Here is a 22,873-nt window from a genome sequence, read left to right as displayed (position 1 = left end):
CCTAAAACTCCTTCCTTTTTAAATTCAGCTCCAGCCCCGCAAAAAAGCGCTCAAAATTAGCCTCCGTAAAATGCGTACCATCAGTAATAGCGGCAACCCGGCGGTCAGCCCCGATCCACACATAATGAGGGTAACTCTGATGCGGGAACAAAACCGGCGTAAACCCCTTGTCCCAGATCATCGGAATAGAAAACACCTCCCCCGCACGCTCATGCAACTCCACAAAAGCACTTGTATTCTCCAGCGAATCCACCGTAGAATCATCCACAAACAAAATCTGCAGATACCTGCCATACTTCTCCTGCAGCTTCTCCATCTTTGGAAAACTGCTAATACAACTCCCGCACCAAGTACCCCAAAAATCCAGGATAACAGCCTTCCCCTTAAAAGAAGACAGCGAAACCGGCCTTTTATCCCCGTTCAACACATGCACAAACAACAGATCCGGAACCTTCTCCCCGATCCGAATCGCAGCCGTCCCATAAGAACCGCTAACACCACCACCAGACTGCCCAAAACCCCTAAAAAAAAGGCAAAGCACAGCCACAGCGATAAAAAATATCGTTTTTTTCATAATAAAATCTCAGTTAGTTGATAAAAACCGCCCGGAACCCCAGACAGCAGAAAGACTGCAAAAAACACAGCAAAAAAAGAAAAACACAAAGAAAACAAGCCCACAAGCCCCCAGAACCAATAACATAAAGAAATAAAAGGGAAAGCAAAACCCATGGGCCCCAGCCAATTCAAACAGGATTCTTAGGCTTCAAAGCATAAAGCCAGTCAAAAGAAAAAAACATAAACAGGCTCATACACTAATGGTTAATTAATAAAAAAGAAAAACAGAAACAAAAAATTTAGGCAAAAACCAGCCCCATCGCACAAACATGCGCAGCTACGAGAAACCGTATTGATAATTAGAAAAAAGATACCTACCTTGGGATTGCGAAAAACCATAGTAATGCACCCTTGCCCAAAAAGCAATAAAGGGCTGGCATCAAGCTAAATTAACCCAACGGGAATCAGTGCGCTCTCACACACCAACCCCAGCTCAATCGGGCTTTTTTTACGCTTGATATTCCGGCACCCGCACTACGATGGAGAACAGATAACGTTCTTTAACAAGAGTTCAAGGGAATAACTTAATACCACTTCCTGGAAGTGATACGATTTGATGGCGCTTAATTTTGTCGTTTTCATAAACGGTAATTTTATGTAAAAACGATGCGAACTCCACAAAAGCTAAGAAAAGAAACCAGATTGGTAAAAACCAATAAGGCGCACCTCTTCACTTTTGCCATGGTTCCGCCAGAAACCGCTTTATATCAAAGAGATAAAAAGTTTCCCAAAAGTTTACGAGGTACGCCCTACTGGAATATACAAATGTATAAAATTCCAGTATAAAGGCGAACACTCGATAACTCGTGGATAAAATCTGGCGGATTTTGGACGAGTAACATCGTTAAAACAGGTACACCTGCTTCAAGTTTCGCATTATGATAGAACAATAATACAAAAAGTTTTTCATTAAACGTCAAACTTTTTTAATTTTTTTTTGATAGTATGAAGGGTATCAATCGTTTGGCTGAAGTTTTCGAAAGTAAAAACATTTACAACAGGGATATTGCAAAATATCTTAAGAAATCTGAAGAAACGGTTTCTAGGTGGACTAATAATCATAGGCAACCATCTTTAAACGATTTACACAAAATAGCTGAATTCCTGAGAGTTGACATCAGAGATTTATTAAATCCAAGCGATTGGAGTAAATCCAAAATCGAAGAGTTTAAAAAAAAGTAAATTTTGAGAACACAGCCTAGAGATAATTGAAAGCCTGTGTTGCAGTATAATAACCAATAAATTTCAACCAAATATTATGGCATTAAAGGATAAATTTCAAGAATTGATCAAAAATAGAAATGCAGAGTATAGTGACGAGAATGTTGCAGCATTGGAAAAGTTCATTTCAAACAACCCTATTAAGTTTACAAAATATTTTGATAACCCCAACGGCCAAAATCAGAAAAACAGCATAAATAACCTCACAGGTAAATTTGAAAGATTCGAGATTAATGCTAATTATCCAGAAGGTGAACTTATAGAGATAACTTTCACTACTGGAGATACATTGTATGTTCAGACCGGTGATGTGTTTTTTGATGAGAATTAGTGATCCTAAAAACTTTGACTTTAAATACTACAGAAACAGGTGATGACAAATCTAGGAATGTTTAATCTTTGCAATTAAGAATCTTTCCGCTCGACAAGGTCAAAACCGCTATACAGCAAACCTCCCTTAAAAACAGATGGATAATGATTGATGGAGATAATGTAACTACTGACTTAAACTAAATGAATTTAACTAACAACGATTTTAAAAATCGAATTTCTATTGGAACAATAACTCACAATTTCCATATCAACGGGTATGAGATATATAAGTTAGGCAATAATAGTTATTTCAGACGATTAGATTCTCATTCGTTGGGTTTCGGTAGTTTTAATGAACAGGTAGGTATTTATAATGTGAATGGTAATAATGTTCTGCGCTTTTACGAACGAGGTTCATATACATTTGTTCAAAAAATCGATGTTCTTGAGAATAAAATGATAGAAGCATTTACGGGGTTTGAAGCCGGAAAATCTTTTGAATTACAAAACGGACAAATTTGGAAACAGGTTGGTGATCCCCACGCACCTGGGCACGAATCATCTGGCTATGTAAAGATATACAATAACAGAATGAAGGTAGATGACTGGGATTTTTATCCTGAGGTTATAAGGATAAAGTAGTAAGATTGATGGCAAGCTTCGACAAATTATGGAACCAACATATAAAACCTTTAAAAGGAAAAAAAATATGTACCATTAAAGACAGAAAGGAGAATGTAATTTACGAAGTTACTGATGACTTTCTTATAAGGATAAGCTCAAATGGAAAGAAAAGTGCTAGGATCTCAAAAACAATTTTTGAGAATGTATACACAAAACTTAGCAACGACAAGCATATAAGTAGAGTATTTATTAATGAGAATTATAAAGGTAGAAGATCCTCCATAATATGCGCTGTTTTGTCTGAGCTACCGAATATAGTTTTCACCACAGATCCAATTCAATTACACTTTTCACAAAAATAAAGCAACACTTAATTTATCGCAATCATATGACCCAATTAGAAATTTTTTTTCAAGAAATCAAGGAGTCTAAAAAGATTAAAAAAACAACACCTAAAGTGATTTGCAAAAAATATGGTGTTGTTAAAAGAGGTTGGAAAGTAATAGAAGCAATTAATAAGCTTTTGGAAAAATATGAATTAACAAGCAATCCTGATTTTGAGAACGCGTATTATTATGGGGAGATAGAAATAGCACCTAAGTCTAGGCCTCCAAAGTTAGCTGCTAGTGGAGAGGTTAAAAGACCTAAATATGCTGATGCAATACCTAGATTAAGTTTATTGCGGGCAGCTAATATTAATAATTTGGTTGAAGAAGAAGGATGTTGCGGTTTAATTTCTGTAAAGAAAGAAACAACGCTGACAGAAGCAACGACTATCATGTTGCGGTATAATTTTTCGCAACTTCCTATATTATCAGGCAACAGGGATGTAGTTGGTTTGATAAGCTGGAAATCTATAGGCACAGCCTTATCTCTTGGAAAAAATTGTGAAACCGTTTTCGACTGTAAAGAAGATGTAGAAGTACTTAGTATTGACGAACCTATATTCAAAGCTATGAATGTCATATTAGCAAAGGAAGTGATATTGGTTAGAGATAAGAAAAATACGATATCGGGAATCGTTACGGCTACAGATTTAGGCGAACAATTTTTAAAACTTTCCGAACCATTTTTAATTATCGAGCAGATTGAAAATCTTGTAAGGAGATTACTAGATGGAAAACTAACTTTTGATGATATCAAAAAAGTGCTAGATCTAAGCAAACATGACAAAGAAATACATTCTTTAGCCGATTTAAACTTTGGGCACTATGTAAGAATTATGGAAAATCCTGAGCTGTACGCAAAATTGGGTCTTCGGATTGACCGTGTGATTTTACAGAAGATGCTTCAAGAAACCAGAATAATTAGAAACGATGTAATGCATTTTAAGCCAGAAGAAATCGAGCAAAAGGATTTAGATGCATTGCGTCAAGTTCTCAATTTCTTAACAACAATTATAAATACTATATAACGCATAACATAATTGTCATATGCTCAAAGATTTAATCTCAAATATTCCTTCAGGTATTTTAAGAAAACTTGTAGGACAAAATATTTCTGACGCTATAGTAAACTTCAACATATACAATAATAATATTGAAGTCGATTATGCTGATATTCTTATCCACAAATATGGCATAGATATATTCAAAAATAAAGAGGTTTTAAATGCCTTGATCTTATTTATGCCATCCAAGCATGTTTCGTCATTAACAAAGAAACTAAACCTTGTGGGTAAAACAGAAGAAGATAAAAGAAGTGAGTTAAAATCATACTCTGCCACTGATTTGGTTTTTCTGAAAAGTATGTTGGAAGAACTTGGTTTAGATCCAAATACTTTTATACAATTAGAACACAATATATCCGTTGAAACCCAAGAGAGTATAGAGCCCCAATACAAATTACATCACTATCAAAAGAACTTAAAAGATAAAGCTATCCAATATCTTTTATCTGTTGAACATTCAAACAGATTATTAATTCATATGCCGACCGGCGCAGGAAAGACAAAGACCGCAATGGAGTTACTGTCTGACTATTTACGAACGAGAAGCGTACTTGGCGGATTTGACAAATCAATCGTAATTGTTTGGCTTGCCCATTCCAAGGAATTATGTGAGCAGGCTTATGAAACTTTTAGCAATACGTGGCAACTTCGAGGAGATTATCATATTGATGCTTTCAAAGTATATGGAGATCATAAATATTCTGCTGAAATTCTAACCACATCGAGAGCCATTATTTTTGGCAGTTTCCAAAAATTCAATTCGTTAATCTTATCAAGTAATCCATTACAAAAACAGATACTAAGCGCGATTTTAAACAAAGTTAAACTTGTTGTAATTGATGAGGCTCATAAATCACTAGCAACCACTTATCAAGCTACAATAAATAAATTAACCGAAAGCTATGCCGGTGTGCAACTAGTTGGTCTTACAGCAACCCCTGGACGAAGTGCTGACCAGACTAGTTCTGAAAACAATCACTTAGCCTACTTCTTTAATTCAACTCGTCTTGGATTGATTGACGACGATGGAATTGAGATTAAGGAACCGATAAAATATTTGCAAAGTTTAGGTGTTTTGGCAGAAATTGAACGACAGGAACTAATGACGGATGTTCAAATCGAACTTGCAGAAAAGCAGATAAGAGATTTACAGGCATTTGGAGATGAAAAATTAAATGAGATCTTAAATGACTTAGCATTACATCCGGGGCGAAATCATTTAATTATAGATAAAATTAGAGCGTTATATGCTGAAGGGGATTCAATTTTGGTTTTCGCTTGTAACGTTGAGCATTGTGTCATTTTACAAACATTGCTTTATTCTTACGGGATAGAATCTGAAACAATACTAGGAGTTACAGACAAAAAAGATAGAGAGCGGTCTATAAAAAAATTCAAAGATGGTTCTTTAAAAGTTTTAATTAATTACGGCGTATTGACTACGGGTTTTGATGCCCCTAATTTGAATTCTTTAATCATTACCCGCCCCACTTCTTCACTAGTACTTTACAGTCAGATGGTTGGAAGAGCTTTAAGAGGCCCATTAAATGGCGGTAATAAAAAAAATAAGCTTATAGACTTACAGGATAATTGGGCTTTAGGCAATGAAAATATGATGTTTAACTTTTACAACGAAATTTGGCAATAAATTATGGCAGTACATTACTTTGATCCTAATGGGGTAGAATCGTTAAGAGATAATGGTTATAGAGATACAGCTATGGCCTTAGCTGAACTCATAGATAATTCAATACAGGCTGAAGCGAATAAAATAGAAATTATTTTAATTGAACGGCTTTCAACAACGCAAAGAAAAGAATACTTAATTGACGAGATATTGGTTGCGGACAATGGAATCGGTATGAATAAAGAGACTTTAGAGACTAGTTTAAGATTTGGCGGCGGTACTAGACACGGTGCAAGCAAAGGTCTTGGCAAATTTGGGATGGGTTTACCCAATTCTTCTGCATCACAGTGCAAACGATTTGAAGTTTACTCTTGGCAAAATATTTCAGATATCCACTTCAACTATTTTGATTTCGAAGAAATCAGAACAAATAGATCAGAATTTCTACCTGAAGTAACTAACGCAGAACTCCCAAAATATGCTTTAGACTTAATTAAACCTATATATAAAACTGGAACTGTTGTAAGATGGCTTAATTGTGATAGATTAATTTTTAGAAGATCAAAGAAACTAGTTCCACATATCACTTGGCCGTTGGGTAGGATATTTAGATATTTTCTAAACAATCAAAGCGTAGAGATAAAAATTAGAGTGGTCCAATACAATGGACAAAGTTTTTCTGAAAACAAAGCTCTACAGCAAAATATACTACCAGTTGACCCGCTTTTTTTGATGACTGGAACCCAATTAAAAGCGCCATACAATGAAAACCCCGCCAGTGAACTTTGGGAAGATGGAGTTTTTTTGTTTCCAGATCCTGCTGGAGATGAAACTAACAGAAGTTTATATAAAAAGATTGAAGATAGTCTTAAAATAAAAATTTCGATAGTTAAAGCAGAGACTAAAACTAAAGATGGAGGTACTAATTCCGAAAATGCTTTAGGAAAAATTTACAAAGATTTACCTAATATTTCAATTGTAAGAGCTGGCAGAGAAATAAAATTAGACAATTTTGGTTTTATTACCGACGTGGGAGATCCAACAAATAGGTGGTGGAAAATTGAAATTAGTTTTGAACCTACATTTGATAAACTACTTGGCTTAGATAATACTAAACAAAATGTTCATTCTTTCAGAAAAATAGAGAGCATTGACGCAATGGATATTTTTGAAGAAGATATTTCGATAAAGTTCATTTCTGCATTGTCGGAATTTATTGCTAATCAATTAAAATCCGTTAAAAAAGCTGTAGATGATTTAGGTAAAGGTACGAGAGGCAGTGGTGGTCTTCCTCCAACACCAATTTCGCCAAACGTTCCTACTCCTGCGGAAGATCCAGGACCATTTCCTGGGGATACAGTACTTGTACCATCAACCGAAGGAGATATTGAGGAGGGAGAAACGGAAAAAGACACTGCTAAAGAAGAGCTTAAAATATGGCTATTGAATAGATATCCAGAATATGCGAAAGACGAGGCTAAATTAAAGGTGGCAATAGAGTGGTTTTTTGCGACTCAGTATAACCAGGTCTTTGTTTTTCTTCAACTTGGTGTATCCGAATTTTTCAACTTTCAAGTCATCGGACATCGAACCTTAATCGAAATTAATACCGAGCATGATTTTTACCATGAGTTTATTAGGCCTATTTTTGATCAGGGTGACACAAACAAAATTCATCAATTACTATTACTTTTTGGCGCTTTAGTAGAATCAGAAAAGAATTTAGTATCATACAAACAATACATAGCTTTATTTAGGAGTACTTTTGGCTTAAAGTTGAGCCAATTTATGTTAGAATGGAAAGAAAGTAGGTAGTTTTATGCTCTTCAAAAATGGGATAAATTTAAGTGACAGTTTGTTGGGTTTTATTGAAAATTCCAACAAACTGTCTATTTATATACCTTATATAAAACTAGCTCAATTAAAACACCTCTTACAGTCATCTCTTATAGTTGAAAATATAATTGTCCGCTGGGAGCCTAATGATCTAATTTTAGGTTCATCAGATTTAGATATTTATCCATTTCTGAAGGAAAGAGGAATAAATATTTATCGCAACCCTCGCTTGCATTTAAAGGCCTTCGTAGATGATCATAAACGGGCGTTTATTGGAAGTGCAAATATTTCGCAGCGGGCTTTAAATTTTCCAGAAACTCCTAATTATAATTATGAGTTAGGTGTAATTGTTGAAGACATTAGTTTGTCAGATCGCTTATATTTTCAAACTATAGAAGCAGAAAGCGCATTGATTACAGATGAGACATATAATACGTTAGCTGAACAAATATCCATACAAAAAGCAAAAATTAAGGTTGAAGATAACTTTAGTTTTGATTTTAATTATTTAATTGCCAATTTCCTGATATCTTCTTTGCCTATGTCTTACGATGTAGAAATCTTAAAAAGGATATATATCGATGAAACTAGCAATAACGCGATAGCGTTAAATTGTGCTTTGCATGATTTAGCCATTTATCAAATTCCATTTGGTTTAACAGAAGAAGATTTTGTACTGCAATTAAAATCTTCATTCTTTAAGCATCCTTTTATACGAGCATTCTTAGCTAATCTAGATGAATTGGGCTCAATTTATTTTGGAAATGCTAAAGAATGGATACATCGAAATTGTTCTGACGCACCTACCCCAAGAAAATGGGAAATTACCGCCAACATTCAAATATTGTACCGTTGGATTGTTTCTCTAAGTGATGGTGTATATGAGGTTGATAGGCCGAATTATTCAGAACGCCTCTTCAAAGTTACCCCACAAGATGAGCATATATCTTATCTTGATAAGTTCATTAATGAGCTTAAGAGAGATAAGGCCCATGGCGGAACTTCACCGCACCAAATTATCTTATTGATTAGCTTTTTTAATTTGGGAAAACACAAATTGAATATTGATGAACTTATTTTGGAGTTTGATAAAAACTGGGAGAAATACAAGGATCTTTTTAAATCTACTAATCGAAATGTAGGGATGCCTTTAAAGGCAATGATGAATAAAAAACTAATTAATTTAGAAACTATAAAACCTATTCAAAACTATAGGGACGTTAGGGGGATTTATGAGAATGTTCGATCTGTTAGTCTAAGTGAAGATACAATCAATTTCCTTAAAAAAGTAAATCTTTCCCGCCTGATAGATCGAATACAATCATGACAGACCTTATCAAGGATAGCAAAATTATAGTGTTGGATATATTACCTTAAATTCTTTAACTATTTCATTTGCAGCTTTTCTTACTACTCCATTACCAAGCCTACTACTTGCTCTAACCCAAGATATTACATCAAATGTAGGGGCAACGGTACCTCTTAAAAGTAGTAATTCTTTTTGTACAAGATACTCCACTGCTTCTCTATAAGACCTCTCAACCGATGTGAAATTTTTTGTAGCAGGCAGTCTAAAAGAAAGCAGCTTAAGATCATTTGTATGATCAATATTGTAGCCTACATTATTAAGAAAATTAGTTCTTAACGTACCCCTAGCATCTAAATGCTGGGATGCCCTACCAAGAGTACCATTACGGCTATTTGTCATGCCAACATATATTACTTTGTGCGTTTTTGATACCCAAATATAAATATATGCTCTATTGAAGCCGACAAAAATAGATGATACGAAAGTCTCTGTCATGCCTCGATAGTATTCTTAAAGGGAGGCAATTTACCATCTAGTTGACGGCACATATTCGCTAAAAATTCAGAAGTTATGCGTCTATATTCTGTCAATACGAATCTAAGCTCTTCATATTTATACTTGCTTATATTTTTATATGCATATAATTCTGATTCTGCAAATTGTAACAATAGCAATTCAAATATTATTTGTAAATCCTTATTATCGCCATTCTCTTCAAAAATATATCGTGCGAACCTGTGTAATTTATTTATTCTAACACAGTTTTTCAAATCAGTATCATAATAAGGTTCCCATAGCAAATTATCAATTACAGACGGCACCCTAAAAATACGTTGTGCATTGGGATTGTCCAATCCCTTGACAGCCTGGATCTTTTCTTCCTTGGTTAAATCTCTTTCTTCTGTCTCATCGCTGCCATTGTCTTGCTTAAGAAGTAGCGCCATTTGCTTGACATTACTATTCATATCAATACCCAATTCAGCAAGCCTCTTAATTACTGCATCAGAATCTGGAATCTCATCACCTGGCAAGTAGTCAAGCTGTTCGAATTCATCGACTATATTATTAGAAACCTCATTCGGTTCTCTATTAGATAAATCTCTGACAATTCGCCCCGCTTTTTTCCATGCTTTTCTGCTTTTCAATTTGCCTTCTTGTACAAAATCACTAATAGATTTATATGCTTCGTCTGATAAAGTAAGTGAACTTTTTTTAACGTCGATGTTAAAGTATTCATCTGCAGAATCGTCAATTTTTATTCTACCTCTAAAAGCATAATAATCTTGATCTTGAGGTACAATACCATCAAGCAAAGAAGCCCAGGCAATTAACCTTTCATTGCGGTATACATAAAAACCATAATTCCCACTAGTGATCTGATATTTTTTACGAACCCCAACGTCATCAAGTCCGTCAAAATTTTCAATCCTGTAAATTGGAGGATATGGTAGTTGAGTCATTTCAATGGAACAACTAATAGAATACTCATCGTCTAAAGTTAAAGTTATAGGCTTTTCAATCCACCTTACACTTTTGCCGTCCCAATTATTTTCATCTAGATTACCATTTCGTTCTGCCTCTTCGGCGAATAGAGAGTCAATGCCAAAGATTTCGACATCATTTATTATTATTTGTATTCCCTTTTTTAAGAAATAGTAATAAATGACGCCTGCCTTGAGATTAATTTCCTTCAATGTATTGTTAACGCTTGGGTGATTCATTTTTCTGACTTCACCTATGCGAATTATTGTACCTTTTTGGGCCGGTAATGTACCTATGAGTTCTGAATCGTCGGAATTTAGCGGAAGTTTTGTGGCAAAATAGTTTTTAGCATCGACAACCGCAGGAAGAGATACTTGATATTTGACAAATTCATCTGTACCATCAGATGATATTATTTCAAGAATATCTCCTTGAGAAAATACAGCTGATTTTAGACCAAGACCAAACTTCGATAAAGAATTTAATTCATAGTCTTCATTGGAAGAGCCAAGCTTTAGAGCATCTTTAATCTGAGCCTCATTCATGCCGTCGCCATCATCAACTATCAAATATTCTTTAACATTATTTCTTTTAGTATCTGAAAGTTCGGGGCGTTCTTTTTTAATTAGGATGCGTATATTATTCGAATTTGCTCTAATAGAGTTATCTAAAATATCGCAGAGTGCAGACGTCGTGGTGTATCCTATTCTACTTAAGCCAAAAAGTAGCCGTCCTGCATCAATATCAAGCGAGAGAGGTTCATTAATAATATCCATATTTTTATACAAAACAAGCTAAACAACCTTCTTCCTCTGCATCTAAAATATCAATCAATTTATTCGACCGGTAATTTTTAGCAGCGTTTTGTTGTTTGGTTAAAAATTCCTCCTTTATTTGTTTAATCCTTTCAGGATTGATTAATTCTTCTAAACGTTCATCTTGCATCCAGGTGTAACCATCTTTTTCATACTCAACAGCTAAAAAGAACTTGGCCGGATTTTGCTCGTATAACCAAACCCATTCTATTTTACGTTGGAAAAAGCAAAAGAAACAGCCCGATCGACTGCGGTTATATTTACCTGTTTGCCCATTTACTTCGTAAGGAATCTCTTCGTAATAAGCCGGCACGCCTACACCACTTTCGCGTAAGATTCTAAAAATATCATCACGAATAAGGATTGATTCGTTATCTAACAAAGGAAAATCATCTACTAAGGCGATGGGCAACTGGCTATCTTTTAAAGATTGAAAAGCCACGTGGTTAAATTCTTTAATACCTAAGCCCATCAAAGCCTTTAATTTTTGGTTTTGACTATAAGATAGGGATAAAGGGGTTTTAATAATATCGGTAGCACGCTGGTAGAGATTCGAAGTTAAAAACTCTTTATATAAGCCCAAAAGTTTTTGTTGATTCTCGTTCTTTAATACTTTACCAATTACCTCCTCGCTCCATATGTTTTCTCTAAAAGGAAAAATGGATTGTACATGTGGTTTTGTTGATATATAACCTTCCCTATCCTCATCGCCACGAATTCCTACATAGGAGATTACAGGTGTAGTACCAATATAATTTTCGAAAGGTTCAATTTTTAATTTCTGGGTACACCATCGGGCATTTGATGATGGTAGATAACCACCATATAAATTATGGTAAAAATCGAAAGGGTTTCCTTTGTCTCCCTCTTTCGCATATAATTTATGGATGCTCACGCCCAATTTGGACTCGAGGTTACGGATGAGCTGATAAGTCTCTTCCAGTTCTTTTCCGGTATCACATGTGTAAAATTCAATATCCATTTGTGGATACAGTTCTTTCATGTAAATGGCAAGCGCAGCACTGTCTTTGCCTCCTGAAATCCCTAATACATGCCTTACCTGGTTATTTTCCTTCGTCATCTAAAACTTGTTTGAGCATTTTAGCCAAGATAGCAATTTTTGTACTTTTATTTGCTTTCTTCATTAAATCTGACATTCCGCTTTCCAAATATTGAAATTGAGCATCTTGTATTTTAGGCATGCGGATAATTTTATGGTTCGAACCACTACCAGGTGTAGTAAGTTCAAATTTGAAAACATCTTCCTCATCAAGATTTATTTTTTGCAAAGCCATATCGTTTAAATTATCCAATTCGTGAATAAGCGAACGGAAACGTTCCTGAAGGTTTTCTACTTCTTTGTCCGTAATCTGGTCGAGTGTTTTACCCACGGTTGCCTGTGCTACAGACGATAACCAAGCGGCTCTATCATCTAATGGTGAGCATAACCGATCGTAAAAGGTCTTCTGGTATGGAAGCAGCAAATATTGCTTTAAAGATTTTTGATATCTAGCCCTTAGCTTTTGGGTATAAGTATTGAAATCGTAATCCTCATTCCAAAGACCATTAATTATACCCTCAAATTTATTTAGCAATTCATTATAGGCGTTGCGTAATTCTCTAATGCATTCTTGGAGATCCGCATTATAATTACTTAACAGTTCTGGATTATTGCTTAACTGCACTAAATCATAATTAAGAGCACTTGGGAAATCTTCAAAAAATAATTTCTCCGGTTCAGTAGCATTGGTTAATGCATTTCTTACCGCAATTGTTTTTCTGCTTAGATTTTTCGTTTTTTGAACGTAAGGCTTTAGCTCTTTGTAAAATTTAAAGAATGGAACAATGGTTTTAATAAAAGCTTCATTTGAAGTTCTTTGTGTTTCGCTTAGGGCGAGCAGCTCTCGGTATTGGTTAAACAAACGTACTTTAATGCCATCTGTATCATAAGCTTTTACATGGTATTGCTGTGGATTTTTAACCAATAGTTCTAAGACCTCTGAATCAATTTCCGGAATAAAACCATTGGTGCCATACAATGCGAAATCATCCGTTTTCATGATGAGGTAGACAGGAATCCAGAAATCTAAAAAGCCTCTCTTAAGCTTATATGGTGCCTGTTCTAAAAGATCATAAAAATCAGCAATGCTCCTTTTAGCACCTTTAGTACTGATGATAAAATCGTTACATGCAGCAAAAAGAGGCATAAATCCATTGTGATCCGATAGCTGATCAGTAATTTCGCGTAGGCTCCAACCATTTTCTGTAGGCTGGTGAATACCTGTTTGTTTTAATAGAGACAGGTAGATACTCTTTTGGGGAGGGAAACCATCAATACCTAAATTCTCTTCATTTTCCCGCTCCAAAATGGCATCGAGTAATAAGCGACGTGAGGACGAAATTGTTCCTGAAAGTTTTGTTTTATTTGCTAACTCACTGATGAATTTAGGTGTTAAAAAGTAAATCTCATCTGTGATAGCTGATAAAAAGGTATTAAATTCTTTACTATTCCTAAACTGCTGAACTTCCCCTTTGTAATACCACTTTACGGACTGTACATCGTAAAAACCTTCGTAAAGGTAATAGTTTAACAGATTTTTTTGAATCTCTTCTATAGCACTTAATTCCCGCTGAATAATTTTATCATAAGGATATTTTGCCTTTGCAATTTTTGCTTTTTCAATTTCTTCAATAGCATGCTGTATATCCGCAACCCTCAAAAAGTGCGCGTAAAGTACGGCCTGATCATTTTCTGCTGACGCCTTAACAATTTCGGATTCCTTAATATTTTCGTTAAATATTAAATTGATGAAGCCATCAATTGCACCTTTTGGTTTTGAAGCAGAATATGGAGCATCAGAAATTTTATATTCAAAAGTTCGAGGGGTTCCTTTTTTATAATAGGATCTCTTGGCAGCCACTGGCGCTAGCGGTAAATAACTGTTTAAGAAACTAACGATGTTATTGGCCCGGCTGATTTCAAGCCCCGCCTCTGCAATGGCATCGTCTATATTTACTATGGTGGTTTCGGAGTAAAAAAAACGATGCGAATGCTTGTTGTAAGATAATAGATTTTTACGCTGTAAATTCAATATCGCTTCCTCTACACCTGTAAGATTAGCTGTTAATTCTATGTAAGCTATCAAAAACTCCTGATCTAGCCTTGCGCTGGCATGACTAAATATATTTAATAAACCAATGGTTTTGATCAGTGTTTGATAGAGTGTGTGCTCCTGCTCATCTACCTCACCCTCTACCCTTTCTAAAGCATTTTTAATTTCGGCCCATTTACTATAATGGATATTTGCCTTTGAATTGAGGTATGAATTAAGGTTATAATTAAGGTAATCGTAAACATTTGATACACCATAGAAATTCTGGCGTCCTTTATCGAACTCATCTAAGCCGTAAAAGCTATTGGAATTCAAAAATGTAAATAGCGATCTTTCATTTTGCCCGTATTGTTGCAAGGCAAGAGCAAGAACGCTGGCCGACAATAAATCTAACGGATAAATACTATTCGCTATTTTTTGATCGAAGTAATCTTTCAACGAAAAGGCCCTGGCCTTTCCGATAACTTCGATTGTTTTAGCAATATGATCTATCTCAGCATCATCAGGATTGTAACCAATCCTTTTACTTGCTAATAATAACAATTGCTCTACCGGTTCATTAAATGTTATTTCCTGAAAACGCCCTTTAACTTTTGTCCATTCATTACGCTGCGTGGCATTTAAGCTTGATGCATAAGCTGAAAAATCTTGGTGAAGTGTTGTAATAAACGCAGCCTCGTGTTCGGTATCATTGATGACTTCAGCTATCTGTTGCAAAAAATAAAGTTCTTTCTCAGCACCGTTAGCTGATGCGTATTCGAGAAATTTACCAAACTCATCAATAATAAAAATAAGACCTCTCCCCTCTGCATTTGTGCTTTTTATAAGTTGCTCTAATTCGTTGATTAATACGGATGGTTTATTACTCGATGAGCCAATTAAATTCGCTACATTATCGATGATAGAATCGTAGTTACCTACCAGCTTAAGGAATTCGAAACGTTTGAATTTATTCCATTTTTTAAGCTCGACAAAAAGCTTACTATCGTTTAGATGATAGTTTAAAGCATTTAAAAAAGTTGACTTACCTGTGCCATAGGCACCGATAAGATTTATTGCCCTAATACCTGACGCATAATTATTGATCAATGACTCAAATACCTCCTGGGTATTGGGCGTAATGATGTAATCTGCAACTTCAAAGTTATTCAATAATATGTTCTGGGACGGAGAAAAATGTTTAACCATAATATTCATCTAAAAGTGCCCACTTATTCATTTCTTCCTTAATTTGTAATACACGGTTGCCAGCCGTTTCATTGTAATTAAACACATTTGGCCAAAGGTTTGCCAATTCGATTAGCTTTTCTTCCAACCCTTTTTCCGTAATGCAAAAGGTATTGCCGGGCGAGTTTATGCCTTCTAGCAGATCTTTAAATGATATCGACTTTGGGTTAGCACCATAGGTATCTAACACCGTATAGGATAGGATTTCTAATGGTAATTCGTCCCTACTTTCACGCATCACCCTATACCATTGTACAGATGTTCTACCATCTAAATCCACCCTGGTAAATGGGCGGATAAGATTCAGTTCTACAAGCAGATTTGCAGTTTCTTCCTCTATATCAGCCTTGCCATCGTTTGCCCTGTTATAGGTTCTTAGAAAAACGTTGGCATCGGAATCGTATGTTTTATCGCTAAAGTGTTTAATGCCGCTTTCCTCTGTTTTACGTTTTAAATAAGCAATTAGCTGTGACTTTGTAAATTCATTTTTCTCTTTCAAAAACTGATTGAAGAAAGTATTGAAAATAAAAAGTTTTTCGTTTTTGATAGCGGCATAATGCAAAAGCCATAAGCTGGCAGTATCTTCCAAATAAGGATCGTAACGTTCGAGCAGGTTTGTGCCAAGTTCTGTGATTTGATCGCCCTCATCAACTATATTAAATCCACGTAGCCAAAATTTAATAGCGGTCGTCATGTTCTTACCAACTCCTAAATGCACTACGGCGTCCTCATCGTTGAACGATCTATTTGCTAACACATGTTCGTAACCTTTCTTTAGCCAGAACTGGCGACATACAAAGGTTTCATGGCCACTAAAACTTATTTTCATTTGAGACAGAATTGAAATCAAAAATGCATTCTGGCTTGATAGTATAATATCAGCTACAGTAAAACATTTGCACTATTTAATGTAATACAAAATTCGGCTTTTTTTTGCTGGCAAACATGCAAAACTTTAAACATTTGCACTTACATTAATAAAAATACCGGAATGACATACGTTAGAAGCTGATATTCAAATTATTTGTTAATAACTTTTAAAAAAAATAAATTTATCAATTCACTCAAAAAAAGTTTCAAATGATTCAATTTTTGCAACTTTATATGCACAGCCCTCCAGAATTTAGCGAATACATAAGAGCTTCTATAATTACAAAGACACCTACAACCGAAAAATATTAATACGCTCTTCCCTTCCATTTTCGAATTCCACAAGGTAATCTCCCAAAACATTTGAAAATATTGGCGAGAAATCCATCCCAGCTGTATAACTGATTTCTTTAGCTTTTTTACTCACATACATTAGTGTTTCGTTTTTCACTAGTGTGTCAATTGCAGACTGAAGTACAGAAAGGCCTTCTATATATACTGGAATCCCATACGATTCTTCGGCCCTAGAATTACGGGACATATCCTTGAAAACACTGCGTGCTTCCTTTGTCACTTTGCACGTAGTGAATACAATTATCTTATTCGCTCTGAATTTTATAGCCCTGTATGTTAATGGGTGCGCATCTCCCGACTCAAAATTCCGGTCCTTAAGTTCGAATATCCATACCTGATCCTTAAACTGAACCACACAGTCAACTTCTTCACTATCTTCGGTTAGGTTCCATATAATACTTTTTTCCGGAATACCACTAGCAACTAAAGCACTGGTCAGCAGTACCGTCATCCATTGGCTTCCTCTGGTCATCGTCTTCCCTAACTCACTGATCATAAAGCTTTCCTTCATTAACTCCTCAGAAAATGCCCTGCTGCAATGCGGGCAACGAAGCCCCACGGCATTTTCTCCCATGATTTCCTCTTTTGACTGCACAACTGCGATGGCAGCGGCATTCTTTTTACAGATGATAAGAATTTTCGGAATAACGAGGTCCCATGATATGAGTCTTTCCACGGTTTCCATAACAGCCTGCTTTTGTTCCCCTTTGATGTCAAGGCTTTTCGATAAATCCTGTTCTGAGATTTTCCGTAATACCTTCCGCGCTTCTGGATCGGTTAACCGAAGCGCTGCTTGTGAATCAGCATCAGTGATCGAGGGATAACTAAAACTATTGTAATATGAAACATGCGTATCAATAGCTCCATTCTCACTTGATTTATACCAATCCAACTGCATGTGCCTAACTCTCCGGCCATCTATATTCGCCTTTAGTGATGTCTCAAAATGCTTTACATACTTTTTTAATAACTTCTGAGCTGCGTCTATGTTTTTCGAAATGATCCCGATTTCAATTTTCCGAGAGGGATTGGGATATCGCCCAGGGTCATTCAAAATATAGATAATATCCTGATCTTCGACAAATAAATCGGCGCGGTAGATAAATGAATTTTCTCTTCTGATACTGTTGTACCCGATCCATTCTATAATCCTTTTGTTCAGCACTGTGATGCCCGCGGTTGCTAAAAACGAAACCCTGGACTGCCAGATGACCGATTTCAGACCCCCATCATTCATCCCCTTTAATATTAGCGTGAAGTCATTCGATTCCAGGTTAAGCGCGCTATGACAATTTATGATTTCAACCATTGAGCGTAGTCTATTTAAAATACAATAATACATATAAACAACGATTGATTTTAGCATCAGATCAAAGTCCAATGAATAACAAAATCTTTAAATTTTGTATCTTTAAGCCTCAACAATTCCAGTACATGAGCCTATCAAACTATTATTCACAAATCAACATGCTTGAAAATGATATTCAGCGTCTGGACGATAAAATTTATGCTGAACAGAAAAAAATGGTAGACCGAGATTCCAAAATTAGTATCATACTGAAGTCGTTTAACAAGAATACCTCTGCTACTTCTTTGAAAAGCAAAAACGACCAAGTGATAAGATACAGAAAAGAGATTCTTAATTCTAGCAAATTCATAAACAATTATGAAAAGCAAAAGCGCAGCAAAAAAGAATCACTGATAAAGAAAAAAGAATCACTTAGAAAAGCGCAATTTGCCGAAGAAAAAAAAGCTGATCAAACACTAAGCATAGAAATGAAAAGGTCAACCAACCGAACTTTTAATGGCATAATTGGAGCCGTACACGAAGAATTTATGGAGGAAAAAGAAGTTATACAAGCTGATAATTCAGCTATTCAAGTTTTCGTGTCTTATAGTTGGGACACAAAAGAGCATGAAAGTAAAGTATTTGACTTTGTAAACCATCTAAGGACAGAAGGTGGATTCGAAGCACATATGGATAAGGGGCTAAGCCAACAGGAAACAGCGATCAATTTTGTCAAGATGATGTATAAGGCCATGCACAGTTTCCCAAAGATTGTTGTCATTTTATCTGAAGGCTATAAGCGAAAAGCAGATGATTTTACGGGTGGGGTTGGCACAGAGTACGAACTAATGATCAATGACATCAACGATAATCCAAATAAATACGTATTAGCTAGTTTTGGGGGCAGGGATAGTAAAATCATTCCGGCTGGTTTCCGAGGCCGCGACATCGTTGACCTATCTGATCCAAATGAAATGATTAGGCTATATGAAAAATTAATGGATCACCAGCCATATGTATTTGCAGAGGTGGCAAAAAAGAAACTAGAATTACCGATCAGGATAGCCCAGCCTTTTGTTGCAGTTGCATTAGTAGAGGAAAACACAATACCAGATGAACTGATTTCTATCGCACCAGTTATTAAGCCAACTGGAGATGCCGGCCTTAGTGCACGACGATATAAAACCATAAACTTCGATCTAAAATTTGTGTTTATGAATATGACCAAGAGTACGATAGATGGTTTTAATTATATTGTGAAGCTTCCCCGCGAACTTGACCTCGACCATTATTTTAAAGCAGATCCTGAAGGCTTTATCACCTATCAGCAGTCCTACGAGGGTAAAATGTTCCGTGGCCAACGCATACAAACCCAAAGTTTTGTATTGAGGGTAGAGCACCAAAACGTGCGGAAGATCATGGACGCAACAATCAAAGTTGAGGTATTCACTGAACATGGCCCGATGGAGCGGGAATTTCCGGCAACAGAACTGATAAAAATAAAGCCTGGGGGCGAAGAACACCTAGAGGCCATTCCGATCTCACCCGAACTGTTTATTTAGCCTTGCCTATTTCCTACCCTTGAACAAATAAATTTCCAACTACCAAAACTCATGACGATCAATACCGAGTTGATCCACCAAAACCATTTTAAAGGACCAAGAATACTATCCAAAAACAAAGGGTAATGTGACTGAAAAGATACAGTCCCATTACCCTTTAGACTTGAAACACCTTAAGACATATTTTTTGGACTAAGCAGTCTAAAATCCCTATTGGCAATAGCCAACGGTATCAGATCAATAACAATGGGATTCTTTTCTTCTACGCCCCATGCTTTAAGTACCGACACACAGTTTTCCTCCGTGCTAGCATTATCATAATAAGGGGCACTACCGTCATCGTAATAAAACTCACTCTCTTCATGAGCTACATAGGTATTCGGCGCTATCGTTCTGACATTGCCATCTGGAAACTTCTCCCAGATCGGACAGTAATCCCGATTGAACAGCACTTCCCTTCCATCTTCACATTTCCATTTGCCATAAGGCAATTTGAGCCGCATGGGTTTAAAATCCACCAGTTCCAACTGTTTTCTGAGTACACGGACTTCATGGCGACCATAAACAAACCTACCTTTATCACTATATCCTTCTACAGTCTGATGCCTAAGGTCGTGGTTGAATACTATTCCGATGTTTTCGGTCCCGCGCAGCCTTACAAATTTTCCAGCCTGAATCTGTCCCCTATCATACCCGGGTATTGGGATTCTAATGCTTTTTGGCCACTTCTCAAGAGCTGATGATACTAGTTTGAACCGTTTTATAAGTTTCGCAAATGGCCCGCAATCATGATAGCAGCGCGCAAGAATGGACTCTGCCTTCCTTAGGTATCGTTTCAGCTCCGCCTGTTGACTCAGAGAGGGTTTTGGCCCGAATTTAAATTTTCCATTCCCGCCATAATAAATCCTGTTGAAATCTTTATTTTCAAGCTCTTTCTCGTTGTATTCACAGCCCAACCACGTATCGAGCGTCCTGCGGATTTCCATCAAATGGTTGTTGGCCCTTTTGTGGTACTCCGTGGCTTCCAGCAGAGTCTGTAATAAATTGCCAACCCGTGCATGGTTCTGTACGGCCATTTTCCCATTTGGATGTTGACCGATAACCGCACCTGTCATAAAACTGTGATAGTCTAATGTTGCAGGTTGTGGAATTTTTAGTTTTTGGACAACAGCTTTTTCAACTGCGTTACCACCGGATCTTTCAATAAAACTTTTCCAGTCTTTGGCACCTTGTTCCATTGCAATTAAATTCAATGCCTCAGTGTGGGAAATACGCAGTTCTTTTTTTAATCGCTTAGCTTTACGCTTAAGATTTAAGGCACTTGGGCCAGTAGTAGATTTGATTTTCATCGTTACTCCTTCTCCCGCCAGAAAAACGTCATTCGCCTACCGCTCTTCGAAACGAGATTGAGTTTCGATCTGTGATTAATCGTAACGGCGCCGGTTAGAGCTGCACTAAGGCGAATGGTAAGCTTCCGTTAATAGCTTTTGACAAAAATAATAAAAAATTATAATTTTCAAAACCGGTCTTAAATTAATAGCCTTTACTATTTCAACAACAATTGTTATGAACCCTCCTTTTTACTGAAATGAGCCAGCTATCATCGCTATCCAAAAACATTTTTGATACAATTATTGGCTAAACAACGTTGGGAATTAAAATTATGGTTCCAACAAACACCAACCCTAGCATTCCCCTTTTTCAATTTGGTGCCCAAAGTAATCCGGACAAAATACTTTCAATCTGATCTGTCTAGTTCCGAACGGTTCCAGAAACTTTTCTTACCACGGCGTCAAATCACATAACCTTCCCAGGCAAGTCATACTGGATACCAATAGCTAACTGACAGTAATCCTCACATAAATAAAATGATTATTTCGAAAAAATCCAAAGCATAATTGCAGGTAAAAAATTATATTGGCCATTATTAAAATTTTAAATAAAACATGAAAAAAGAAATCAGCTTTGAACTGAAAAACACCTATGAGGGAGATTTTTTGGATAACGGCTTAAAACTTCCCAGAGGATTCAAAACTGTTCCGGGAGGAAGTATTTTAAAATTCGATGGTTATGAAGAGCTGGAAATATTACTAAGCGATATCAAAGCTGCTTACCTCGATACACCATATCAGGTAGGAAAAAGTAACATTTATAAGCTTTACCAACTATTGGAGGAGGAAAAAGCCTACCAAAACACCGTATTAGCATCAATCCATTCATATGCGCAGAATTTCATCAACAATGTTAACTCCATCGAAGGAATTCACGATGCTGACCGCATAAATATACTTAACCAAGGAATAGCCACGGCCACACAGTCAAATGGTTATAAGAATTTGGATGCCGGACTGAAGGGGTTGATTTCTCCGCACCATATTTTTCTGGAGGACAGAGATCTAACGTTTGCTGGCTTTGCAAAAAATGAAAGTTTATATTACCATAAAATAGTAGAAGCTTTGACAGCAAAGCTCAATTTCCTTAAAACCCAGTTAAAAAGTTTTGAAGAATAGTGATCTTTCAATAATTCAGATCGGAAAACAATAACCCTATTTATCATCTTCTTCTCCCCTGTCAGGGACAGACGCGGCATCCTTTTGGAACAAAAGATACAGCAAATGGCCCGGCCCGCAGGGGACAGCCAAAACAAACATAATCTATACTCTTAGAACCTAGACCCTCACTCACCTCCACCTATCCCTCCACCGCATAAAATCCTCAAACTCCTTCCTCCTTTTCCTCCTCTTATCCCTGTTCCAAAAAAAAGCAACCACAAGCAGCACCCAAGAGCCCTTAGCCATCAGTACCAGCAAAACAGACACCGGATACTTAGCCCCAAGCGCCCCGACCATACAGCAGAAGCTAATAAAAACAGTCAGTATAAATTTCCCAAACCAGTTCATAACAGATCATTCACCCGGACTAAACAACAGACACATGTCCCTATTTATCCAGCCAAACAAAATAACCAACCGAAACTAAAACCCCAGCACCACCGTGGTGAAACAGGCAGTTACCGTGGCGAAATAAACACCGGGCACCGTAAAATGAATTTAACTACAAAAACCTCACCCTATCAGAGACCCTCGCGGCACCAGAACAAAAGATACTACAGGTGGCCCAAAGGGCACAGGAAAAAAAGGCCATGGAAAATATACACAATGAAACCTT

At 36.4% G+C, this 22,873-nt stretch carries 17 protein-coding genes; 9 read left to right on the top strand and 8 right to left on the bottom strand.

Annotated elements, in window-relative coordinates; translation table 11 throughout:
- Position 1: 1 nt before the first annotated feature.
- The gene (locus tag R2S57_RS18600; protein WP_316846447.1) at positions 2–574 is read right to left on the bottom strand and encodes a TlpA disulfide reductase family protein; all 573 of its coding nucleotides are present in this window, start codon (positions 572–574) and stop codon (positions 2–4) included.
- A 986-nt stretch (positions 575–1,560) separates the two neighbouring features.
- On the opposite strand from R2S57_RS18600, the gene R2S57_RS18595 reads away from it, so the two are divergent.
- From R2S57_RS18595 to R2S57_RS18565, 7 genes are all read left to right on the top strand, one after another.
- On the top strand, positions 1,561–1,797 hold the full coding sequence (locus tag R2S57_RS18595) for a helix-turn-helix transcriptional regulator (RefSeq protein WP_316846446.1): 237 nt from the start codon (positions 1,561–1,563) through the stop codon (positions 1,795–1,797).
- Between the two features lie 76 nt (positions 1,798–1,873).
- Positions 1,874–2,167 carry a hypothetical protein gene (locus R2S57_RS18590; RefSeq protein WP_316846445.1) on the top strand — a complete coding sequence of 98 codons (294 nt, stop codon included), beginning with the start codon at positions 1,874–1,876 and terminating at the stop codon, positions 2,165–2,167.
- 182 nt (positions 2,168–2,349) lie between these two features.
- Positions 2,350–2,790: a hypothetical protein gene (locus tag R2S57_RS18585; RefSeq protein ID WP_316846444.1), complete on the top strand. Its 441-nt coding sequence runs from the start codon at positions 2,350–2,352 to the stop codon at positions 2,788–2,790.
- A gap of 370 nt (positions 2,791–3,160) precedes the next feature.
- On the top strand, positions 3,161–4,186 hold the full coding sequence (locus R2S57_RS18580; RefSeq protein ID WP_316846443.1) for a CBS domain-containing protein: 1,026 nt from the start codon (positions 3,161–3,163) through the stop codon (positions 4,184–4,186).
- A gap of 19 nt (positions 4,187–4,205) precedes the next feature.
- Positions 4,206–5,870 (top strand): DEAD/DEAH box helicase, encoded by a 1,665-nt coding sequence (locus R2S57_RS18575; protein WP_316846442.1) that lies wholly within the window; start codon positions 4,206–4,208, stop codon positions 5,868–5,870.
- Positions 5,871–5,873: 3 nt separating this feature from the next.
- The gene (locus R2S57_RS18570; RefSeq protein WP_316846441.1) at positions 5,874–7,664 is read left to right on the top strand and encodes an ATP-binding protein; all 1,791 of its coding nucleotides are present in this window, start codon (positions 5,874–5,876) and stop codon (positions 7,662–7,664) included.
- A 4-nt stretch (positions 7,665–7,668) separates the two neighbouring features.
- Complete coding sequence (locus R2S57_RS18565; RefSeq protein ID WP_316846440.1) at positions 7,669–9,012, top strand: phospholipase D-like domain-containing protein; 1,344 nt, start codon at positions 7,669–7,671, stop codon at positions 9,010–9,012.
- Positions 9,013–9,036: 24 nt separating this feature from the next.
- On the opposite strand, the gene R2S57_RS18560 is transcribed toward R2S57_RS18565, so the two are convergent.
- The 6 genes from R2S57_RS18560 to R2S57_RS18535 all read right to left on the bottom strand — a co-directional run bounded on the left by R2S57_RS18560 (position 9,037) and on the right by R2S57_RS18535 (position 18,164).
- Positions 9,037–9,489, bottom strand: a complete 453-nt coding sequence (locus R2S57_RS18560; protein WP_316846439.1) for a hypothetical protein — start codon at positions 9,487–9,489, stop codon at positions 9,037–9,039.
- On the bottom strand, positions 9,486–11,252 hold the full coding sequence (locus tag R2S57_RS18555) for an ATP-binding protein (protein ID WP_316846438.1): 1,767 nt from the start codon (positions 11,250–11,252) through the stop codon (positions 9,486–9,488). Before R2S57_RS18555 ends, R2S57_RS18560 begins: the two co-directional genes overlap by 4 nt.
- Before the next feature lie 4 nt (positions 11,253–11,256).
- The gene (locus tag R2S57_RS18550; RefSeq protein ID WP_316846437.1) at positions 11,257–12,372 is read right to left on the bottom strand and encodes a phosphoadenosine phosphosulfate reductase family protein; all 1,116 of its coding nucleotides are present in this window, start codon (positions 12,370–12,372) and stop codon (positions 11,257–11,259) included.
- A complete protein-coding gene (locus R2S57_RS18545; RefSeq protein WP_316846436.1) occupies positions 12,356–15,592 on the bottom strand; it encodes a hypothetical protein in 3,237 nt (1,078 codons plus the stop codon). Before R2S57_RS18545 ends, R2S57_RS18550 begins: the two co-directional genes overlap by 17 nt.
- Positions 15,585–16,460, bottom strand: coding sequence for a DUF4007 family protein (locus R2S57_RS18540; protein WP_316846435.1), 876 nt, complete (start codon positions 16,458–16,460; stop codon positions 15,585–15,587). Before R2S57_RS18540 ends, R2S57_RS18545 begins: the two co-directional genes overlap by 8 nt.
- Before the next feature lie 333 nt (positions 16,461–16,793).
- Positions 16,794–18,164, bottom strand: coding sequence for a hypothetical protein (locus R2S57_RS18535; RefSeq protein ID WP_316846434.1), 1,371 nt, complete (start codon positions 18,162–18,164; stop codon positions 16,794–16,796).
- Positions 18,165–18,235: 71 nt separating this feature from the next.
- On the opposite strand from R2S57_RS18535, the gene R2S57_RS18530 reads away from it, so the two are divergent.
- Positions 18,236–19,705: an SEFIR domain-containing protein gene (locus tag R2S57_RS18530; protein ID WP_316846433.1), complete on the top strand. Its 1,470-nt coding sequence runs from the start codon at positions 18,236–18,238 to the stop codon at positions 19,703–19,705.
- Positions 19,706–19,878: 173 nt separating this feature from the next.
- Here the strand turns inward: R2S57_RS18530 and R2S57_RS18525 are convergent, their stop codons facing one another.
- The gene (locus R2S57_RS18525; protein ID WP_316846432.1) at positions 19,879–21,054 is read right to left on the bottom strand and encodes a DUF5623 domain-containing protein; all 1,176 of its coding nucleotides are present in this window, start codon (positions 21,052–21,054) and stop codon (positions 19,879–19,881) included.
- A gap of 597 nt (positions 21,055–21,651) precedes the next feature.
- Between R2S57_RS18525 and R2S57_RS18520 the strand changes: the two genes are divergently transcribed.
- A complete protein-coding gene (locus R2S57_RS18520) occupies positions 21,652–22,215 on the top strand; it encodes a hypothetical protein (RefSeq protein WP_316846431.1) in 564 nt (187 codons plus the stop codon).
- Positions 22,216–22,873: the final 658 nt, after the last annotated feature.

The sequence above is a fragment of the Pedobacter psychrodurus genome, from assembly GCF_032678585.1.
GTDB lineage: Bacteria > Bacteroidota > Bacteroidia > Sphingobacteriales > Sphingobacteriaceae > Pedobacter > Pedobacter psychrodurus_A.
The sequence above is the reverse complement of the archived record's forward strand: the minus strand, read 5'-3'. Positions and strand labels throughout refer to the sequence as shown.

Excerpts from the sequence above, each read along its gene's own strand:
- R2S57_RS18600 (WP_316846447.1), bottom strand. The coding sequence starts at position 574 with ATGAAAAAAACGATATTTTTTATCGCTGTGGCTGTGCTTTGCCTTTTT.
- R2S57_RS18530 (WP_316846433.1), top strand. The coding sequence starts at position 18,236 with ATGAATAACAAAATCTTTAAATTTTGTATCTTTAAGCCTCAACAATTC.
- R2S57_RS18590 (WP_316846445.1), top strand. The coding sequence starts at position 1,874 with ATGGCATTAAAGGATAAATTTCAAGAATTGATCAAAAATAGAAATGCA.
- R2S57_RS18565 (WP_316846440.1), top strand. The coding sequence starts at position 7,669 with ATGCTCTTCAAAAATGGGATAAATTTAAGTGACAGTTTGTTGGGTTTT.
- R2S57_RS18555 (WP_316846438.1), bottom strand. The coding sequence starts at position 11,252 with ATGGATATTATTAATGAACCTCTCTCGCTTGATATTGATGCAGGACGG.
- R2S57_RS18585 (WP_316846444.1), top strand. The coding sequence starts at position 2,350 with ATGAATTTAACTAACAACGATTTTAAAAATCGAATTTCTATTGGAACA.
- R2S57_RS18540 (WP_316846435.1), bottom strand. The coding sequence starts at position 16,460 with ATGAAAATAAGTTTTAGTGGCCATGAAACCTTTGTATGTCGCCAGTTC.
- R2S57_RS18580 (WP_316846443.1), top strand. The coding sequence starts at position 3,161 with ATGACCCAATTAGAAATTTTTTTTCAAGAAATCAAGGAGTCTAAAAAG.
- R2S57_RS18520 (WP_316846431.1), top strand. The coding sequence starts at position 21,652 with ATGAAAAAAGAAATCAGCTTTGAACTGAAAAACACCTATGAGGGAGAT.
- R2S57_RS18550 (WP_316846437.1), bottom strand. The coding sequence starts at position 12,372 with ATGACGAAGGAAAATAACCAGGTAAGGCATGTATTAGGGATTTCAGGA.
- R2S57_RS18560 (WP_316846439.1), bottom strand. The coding sequence starts at position 9,489 with ATGACAGAGACTTTCGTATCATCTATTTTTGTCGGCTTCAATAGAGCA.
- R2S57_RS18535 (WP_316846434.1), bottom strand. The coding sequence starts at position 18,164 with ATGGTTGAAATCATAAATTGTCATAGCGCGCTTAACCTGGAATCGAAT.
- R2S57_RS18570 (WP_316846441.1), top strand. The coding sequence starts at position 5,874 with ATGGCAGTACATTACTTTGATCCTAATGGGGTAGAATCGTTAAGAGAT.
- R2S57_RS18575 (WP_316846442.1), top strand. The coding sequence starts at position 4,206 with ATGCTCAAAGATTTAATCTCAAATATTCCTTCAGGTATTTTAAGAAAA.
- R2S57_RS18525 (WP_316846432.1), bottom strand. The coding sequence starts at position 21,054 with ATGAAAATCAAATCTACTACTGGCCCAAGTGCCTTAAATCTTAAGCGT.
- R2S57_RS18595 (WP_316846446.1), top strand. The coding sequence starts at position 1,561 with ATGAAGGGTATCAATCGTTTGGCTGAAGTTTTCGAAAGTAAAAACATT.
- R2S57_RS18545 (WP_316846436.1), bottom strand. The coding sequence starts at position 15,592 with ATGGTTAAACATTTTTCTCCGTCCCAGAACATATTATTGAATAACTTT.